Origin of the sequence: Mesorhizobium sp. M7A.F.Ca.MR.362.00.0.0 (assembly GCF_004023175.1) — a bacterium.
Classification (GTDB): domain Bacteria; phylum Pseudomonadota; class Alphaproteobacteria; order Rhizobiales; family Rhizobiaceae; genus Mesorhizobium.
This window is the reverse complement of sequence record NZ_RZTF01000150.1, coordinates 7,255-12,962: the sequence shown is the minus strand read 5'-3', so window position 1 is coordinate 12,962 and position 5,708 is coordinate 7,255. Positions and strand designations below refer to the sequence as shown.

Sequence of the window (5,708 nt, the reverse complement as noted above, 5' to 3'; positions counted from 1 at the left end):
GCTCACGCTCGAGTTCGATCAGCACCGCGTCGCCGCTCGCGTCATTCTGGTGTTTCAGGCGCTCGAGCAGATGCGTCCGCCATTCCTGGAGATTGACGATGCGTGGCGCGATGCCGCCGGGATGAAGGCTGAGGCGAAGCACGTTGACCGGCGGCGTCAGCAGCGAAGCCTCGCTGACATCGGCAAGGAAGGGGGCAATGGCGGCATTGGCCGAAACCAGGTTCCAGTGGCGGTCGACGGCGAGTGCCGGGAACGGCTCGTGGCCTTTGAGGACGATCTCGACCGCCGCCATCGCCGGCGCCATCGGGGTGTCGGTCAATGAGCGCTCGCCGAAGCTCGGCGCAAAGCCGGCGGCGAGCAGCAACTGGTTGCGCTGCCTCAGCGGCATCGACAATTGCTCGGCCAGATGCAGCACCATGTCGCGTGAGGGCGCGGCGCGGCCGCTTTCGACGAAGCTCAGATGCCGCTGCGAGATTTCGGCCTCCATGGCGAGGTCGAGTTGAGACATGCGGCGGCGGGTGCGCCACTCGCGAATGAGGCTGCCGGCGGAGGTTTGGGCTGTTGTCATGAGGGCATGGTTAGACTGGGAGAAGGGGCATTTCAATTACGTCTGAGGTCATAGTTCTTGCCGGCGTTCGCCTATCCACATTGGAGATTGGCGAAAGCGGAGATGACAGCCAATTTCCCCCCCTCGTGGAGGAGATTGGCCAATCACCCAAGTGCGCGCAGCTTCGCCTTGACTTCGAGAAAATCCCGCCACGCCAGCTTCTTGTGGGACGGGGTTCGCAGGAGATAGGCCGGATGCAGCGTCGGCATGGCCGGGATGGCGATGCCGGACGCCGTCGTGTGGGCGCGCCAGTTGCCGCGCAGCCGCAATATGCCTTCCGAGGTGTTGAGCAAGGTCTTGGCTGACGGGCCGCCAAGGTTAATCAGCACCTTCGGATTGACCAGTTCGATCTGCCGCTCGATGAACGGCCGGCAGATCTCGGTTTCGTGCGGCGTCGGCGTGCGATTGCCCGGCGGCCGCCAGGGAATGACATTGGCGATATAGACTGCAGTACGGTCGAGCCCGATCGCCGCCAGCATGCGGTCGAGCAGCCGACCCGATCGGCCGACGAAGGGCAGGCCCTCGATGTCCTCGTCGCGGCCGGGTGCCTCGCCGACCAGCATCACGGCGGCGTCCGGGTTGCCGTCGGCGAACACCAGGCTCTTGGCGGTGGCCTTGAGATTGCAGCCTTCGAATGCCGCCATGTGCTGGCGAAGCTCGTCCAGCGTCGTTGCTGTCGTCGCCAATTGGCGAGCCAGTGCCGCCTGCGCTTCGTCGGGAACGGTGGCCGACGTTGGGCGCGCAACCGGCGGCGCACTTGATCTGTCACCTGGTTCGGGGCGAGACATATTCGTCGAACGCTGCGGTGCGGCGATATCGCCCGAAGACGCCGCCGCGCGCTCCATGGGCTTTGGCGCAACCTCGGCGAATCGGTTCACGGGCTGGTCTTCAAGCGCCTCGTCGACGCCCACGCTGGCATAAAAGGCCAGCAAGTCGGCGATGTCAGGTCTGTTGTTTGGGGAAGCGGCAGTCATGCCGGCACATTCATCCGCGCGAGCACGATTTGCAAGTTTGTGATTGGCGAAAGCGGTGATGACAGCCAATCTCCCTCCTTGAGGGGGAGATGGCCGGCAGGCCAAAGGGGGTCGTCGCGCGTAGAGCGTCAACCTCCTCTGTCGGCGAAGGGGAGTCGCGTCCGGTCGTGCCGCCCCTCGAGGGGGCAGAGCGCGCCCCGCATCCGCGCCTCATCCCGTCGGTATGCGTGGATCCTGCACGAGGTAAAACGTCCAGCGCGGTGTGTAATCAGTCATCAGGAATTCGAACCTGGCGGTTTTCAGCGGGTCGACCTTGCCATTCCTGAACAGCAGCCGGTCATAGGGTTCGAAATCGCGATCGAAATCGGCGAAATTGCTCGACAAGATATTGTCTGGCGTCTTGTTGCGCTGGTCGAAGGAAAGCCCGTCGCCGAACACGCTCGGTCGATTCAGGATCTCCTGCAATTCGAACTGGAATTCGACCCAGGCCTGGCCGCTGTTGTTGAGCACCTCGATGCGCATATACATCATGCCGTTGGCGAATTCGCCGGCCTTGCCGAAGGCCTGGATCGGCTTTGTCGTGCGGATCGTCAGCGTCACCGGCGTTGAGGAATTCAGTTCTTCGGTGATGACGAACGGATCGTCCTTCGTCCCGATGCCCGAGGCGCCGGTGATGCGGAAGCCGCCAAGCTCGTCGGAGAAGGAGTAGGCGCCTGCCGCCCAGACCTTCACTTCGTCGGCGGCAGCGTGATGCGGCGCCAGCATCAGAAGGGCCAAAAGGAGCGCCCGGCGGATCCGGCCGGGCGGGAAAAGAAAGCGCGTCGATGAAAAGCCGGTTGGCCCAGGAATGCGCATGGCGTGAAGTATGGCCGATAAGCAAGCCGTCGAACAATTAAAAACGCGCGCCCCGGAGGCAATGCCGGGCGAAAAGCGGTCTTCCAACCTCGCAATGCGCGACTTTTTGGCCAAAACGGCATTGTCACGTATGCGCCGGTTTCCTGTCGTCAATTGATGCGCTATGCAGCGCGGGAGCCAGCAAGATACCCGAATGGGATAAGCCAGTGCGGAGGGGTTGATGAGCGACATCGAACGCGAAAGCATGGAATTCGACGTGGTTATCGTCGGCGCCGGCCCTGCCGGCCTCGCCGCAGCCATCCGCCTCAAGCAGGTCAATCCCGAGCTTTCGGTCGTCGTCCTGGAGAAGGGCGGTGAGGTCGGCGCCCATATCCTCTCCGGCGCCGTTGTCGATCCGATCGGCATCGACCGGCTCTTGCCGGGCTGGCGCGACGAGGACGGCCATCCCTTCAAGACGCCGGTCACATCGGACCATTTCCTCGTCCTTGGTCCCGCCGGCTCGTTTCGCCTGCCCAACATTTTCATGCCGCCGCTGATGAACAATCACGGCAACTACATCGTCTCGCTCGGCAATGTCTGCCGCTGGCTGGCGACCAAGGCCGAAGCGCTCGGTGTCGAGATCTATCCGGGCTTTGCCGCCGCCGGCCTGCTCTACAATGAGCAAGGCGCCGTCACCGGTGTCGTCACCGGCGACATGGGCGTCGAGAAGGACGGAACGCACGGTCCGGGTTTCGCACCCGGCATGGCGCTGATGGGCAAATATGTGCTGATCGGGGAGGGCGCTCGCGGCTCGCTCGCCAAGCAGTTGATCGCCAGCTACAAGCTTTCCGATGGCCGCGAACCGGGCAAATACGGCATCGGCCTGAAGGAACTCTGGCAGGTCAAGCCGGAGAACCACCGTCCGGGGCTGGTCCAGCATTCCTTCGGCTGGCCGCTTGACTTGAAGACCGGCGGTGGCTCGTTCCTCTACCATCTCGAGGACAATCAGGTGGCGGTCGGCTTCGTCCTCCACCTCAATTACAAGAACCCCTGGCTGTCGCCCTTCGAGGAATTCCAGCGCTTCAAGACCCATCCGGCGATCAGCGGGACTTTCGACGGCGCCAAGCGCCTCGGCTATGGCGCGCGCGCCATCACCGAGGGCGGCTGGCAGTCGGTGCCGAAACTCTCCTTCCCCGGTGGTGCGCTGATGGGATGTGCGGCGGGCTTCGTCAACGTGCCGCGCATCAAGGGCTCGCACAATGCCGTGCTGTCCGGCATGCTGGCGGCCGAGCATGTCGCAGAGGCGATCGGTGCCGGGCGCGCCAACGACGAACTCGCTTCCTACGAGGAAGCCTGGCGCGCGACCGACATCGGCAAGGATTTGAAGAAGGTGCGCAACGTCAAGCCGCTGTGGTCGCGCTTCGGCACGATCGTCGGTGTCGGCCTCGGCGGCCTCGATATGTGGCTGAACACGCTGTTCGGTGTCTCGCCCTTCGGCACGCTGAAGCATGGCAAGGCCGACTATGCGACGCTCGAGCCTGCCGCCCGGCACAAGAAGATCGCCTATCCGAAGCCAGATGGCGTGCTGACCTTCGACAGGCTTTCCTCGGTGTTCCTGTCCAACACCAATCACGAGGAAAACGAGCCGGTCCACCTGCTTGTCGGCGACATGGAACTGCAGAAGCGTTCCGAGCACGATGTCTTTGCGGGCCCCTCGACGCGCTACTGTCCGGCCGGGGTTTACGAGTGGGTCGACAAGGATGGCAATGCCGCCGCCGATCCCACGGCCAAGGATGTGCGCTTCGTCATCAACGCGCAGAACTGCGTCCACTGCAAGACATGCGACATCAAGGACCCGAACCAGAACATCAACTGGGTGCCGCCACAAGGCGGAGAAGGCCCGGTCTACCAAGGCATGTAGGCCCGCGCCGGCCACAGCGTGCAAAGGCCCCGACGACGGCTCGGGTCTCCCGTGGCAAGTGAAACATTAGGACTGTTGAAACTGCCGCGCGCTTATGGTTCCATTCCTTGACGATAAGGAGATGGCCAATGCGCCTGGCGGTTCTGGCATGCCTTGTGGCGATCGCTGCGCTGTTCGGTTTGGCTTCGGCGGCCTCGGCCGGCACCAGGGTGGTGGTCAAGACGCGGACCTACGACATCACCGGGAACACGGGGCTGGCGCTGATGCAGGCTATGGACCGCAAGGGGCCGAAGCACGGCTTCATGACGCACGCCATCGCGTTGACCGGCTACGCAGTGGATTGGGACCTTGACACCAGCCAGGACAATGGCGTTTGCCGCTTGCGGCGCGCCAACGGCACGCTCAATCTCTTCTATACGTTTCCGCGTGTCGCCTCGGCCACCACGCCGACGCTCCGGAAGCGATGGACGCGGTTCTTCGCCGGCGTCCGCGCCCATGAGGAAACCCATGGCCGCATCGCCAGGGAGATGATGCGGGCCACGGAAAGATCGATCTCCGGCCTCAGGATTGCCGACGACCGGTTCTGCTACAAGACACGTCGCGAGGCACAGCGACGTATCAAGGCCACCAATGCCGCATATGAGGCCAAGCAGCTCGCTTTCGATGCGCGCGAGCATCGCGATGGCGGCCATGTCCAGCATCTCGTCATCGCTTTGGTCAGGCCCTGATCCTTCAGCCTGGCGTCTTGCCGGTCTGGCTTATGGCCGCGGTCGCGGTTTCATGTTCGTCGAGCGGCTTTTGCTGGTTCAGCCTGAGTGAGAACTCCACCATGACCGGAAGGTGATCCGAGCCGGTGTCTTCCAGCCGTGTCGCGGAATGGATGGTCACGCCGCCCTTGCTGAAAACCTGGTCGATCGGCAGGCCGGCGAAGCGCCGCAGGAAGTCCGGCAGCTTGATGTGGATCCAGGTCGGGCCGGCGGACGGCATCACGGTCAGCCCGCCAAGCGCCGCGACCCGCCGCACGGCGGCACTCCATGGCGCGGCATTGCAGTCGCCCGCCATGATGGCCGTCTCGCCGAGCGCGGAAAGCGGCTCCGTCAACTCGCCGATCTGCCAGTACTGCTCGCGTGGCCACGGCCAACTGAGGTGGATCGCCGCGACATCGACGTCGATCCCGCCGAAGTCGACGGTCGCTGTCGCCATGGCGCCGCGCCTTTCGCAACGCGCCTCGGTGCCCGCGGCAAAGGGCCTCCGCGAGAGCAACGCGACGCCGAATATGCCGTTGGGATAGGGACAGAGGATCCGGTATGGATAGGCGCTGCTGATATAGCCAAGCTCGGTCGCCCACATCGCCGATACCTCGTCGAGGGTG

The 5,708-nt window shown here is 63.8% G+C and carries 7 protein-coding genes; 3 read left to right on the top strand and 4 right to left on the bottom strand.

What is annotated here, in order from left to right:
- From EOC06_RS18875 to EOC06_RS18865, 3 genes are all read right to left on the bottom strand, one after another.
- The coding region (locus tag EOC06_RS18875) for a helix-turn-helix domain-containing protein (protein WP_245469772.1) at positions 1 to 568 on the bottom strand (568 nt) is incomplete at its 3' end.
- Between the two features lie 143 nt (positions 569 to 711).
- A complete protein-coding gene (locus EOC06_RS18870) occupies positions 712 to 1,581 on the bottom strand; it encodes a uracil-DNA glycosylase family protein (protein WP_128308489.1) in 870 nt (289 codons plus the stop codon).
- Between the two features lie 210 nt (positions 1,582 to 1,791).
- On the bottom strand, positions 1,792 to 2,436 hold the full coding sequence (locus tag EOC06_RS18865; protein ID WP_128308488.1) for a hypothetical protein: 645 nt from the start codon (positions 2,434 to 2,436) through the stop codon (positions 1,792 to 1,794).
- 10 nt (positions 2,437 to 2,446) lie between these two features.
- Between EOC06_RS18865 and EOC06_RS40215 the strand changes: the two genes are divergently transcribed.
- The 3 genes from EOC06_RS40215 to EOC06_RS18855 all read left to right on the top strand — a co-directional run bounded on the left by EOC06_RS40215 (position 2,447) and on the right by EOC06_RS18855 (position 5,064).
- Positions 2,447 to 2,593, top strand: coding sequence for a hypothetical protein (locus tag EOC06_RS40215; protein ID WP_164898646.1), 147 nt, complete (start codon positions 2,447 to 2,449; stop codon positions 2,591 to 2,593).
- A gap of 63 nt (positions 2,594 to 2,656) precedes the next feature.
- Positions 2,657 to 4,336, top strand: coding sequence for an electron transfer flavoprotein-ubiquinone oxidoreductase (locus EOC06_RS18860; RefSeq protein ID WP_128308487.1), 1,680 nt, complete (start codon positions 2,657 to 2,659; stop codon positions 4,334 to 4,336).
- Positions 4,337 to 4,464: 128 nt separating this feature from the next.
- The gene (locus EOC06_RS18855) at positions 4,465 to 5,064 is read left to right on the top strand and encodes a DUF922 domain-containing protein (protein WP_127269929.1); all 600 of its coding nucleotides are present in this window, start codon (positions 4,465 to 4,467) and stop codon (positions 5,062 to 5,064) included.
- A gap of 4 nt (positions 5,065 to 5,068) precedes the next feature.
- On the opposite strand, the gene EOC06_RS42855 is transcribed toward EOC06_RS18855, so the two are convergent.
- Positions 5,069 to 5,708: endonuclease/exonuclease/phosphatase family protein (locus EOC06_RS42855; protein WP_368773593.1), on the bottom strand; the 640-nt coding region annotated here is incomplete at its 5' end.

Coding starts and splice junctions, on each gene's coding strand:
- EOC06_RS18870 (WP_128308489.1), bottom strand. CDS start 1,581: ATGACTGCCGCTTCCCCAAACAACAGACCTGACATCGCCGACTTGCTG.
- EOC06_RS18865 (WP_128308488.1), bottom strand. CDS start 2,436: ATGCGCATTCCTGGGCCAACCGGCTTTTCATCGACGCGCTTTCTTTTC.
- EOC06_RS40215 (WP_164898646.1), top strand. CDS start 2,447: ATGGCCGATAAGCAAGCCGTCGAACAATTAAAAACGCGCGCCCCGGAG.
- EOC06_RS18860 (WP_128308487.1), top strand. CDS start 2,657: ATGAGCGACATCGAACGCGAAAGCATGGAATTCGACGTGGTTATCGTC.
- EOC06_RS18855 (WP_127269929.1), top strand. CDS start 4,465: ATGCGCCTGGCGGTTCTGGCATGCCTTGTGGCGATCGCTGCGCTGTTC.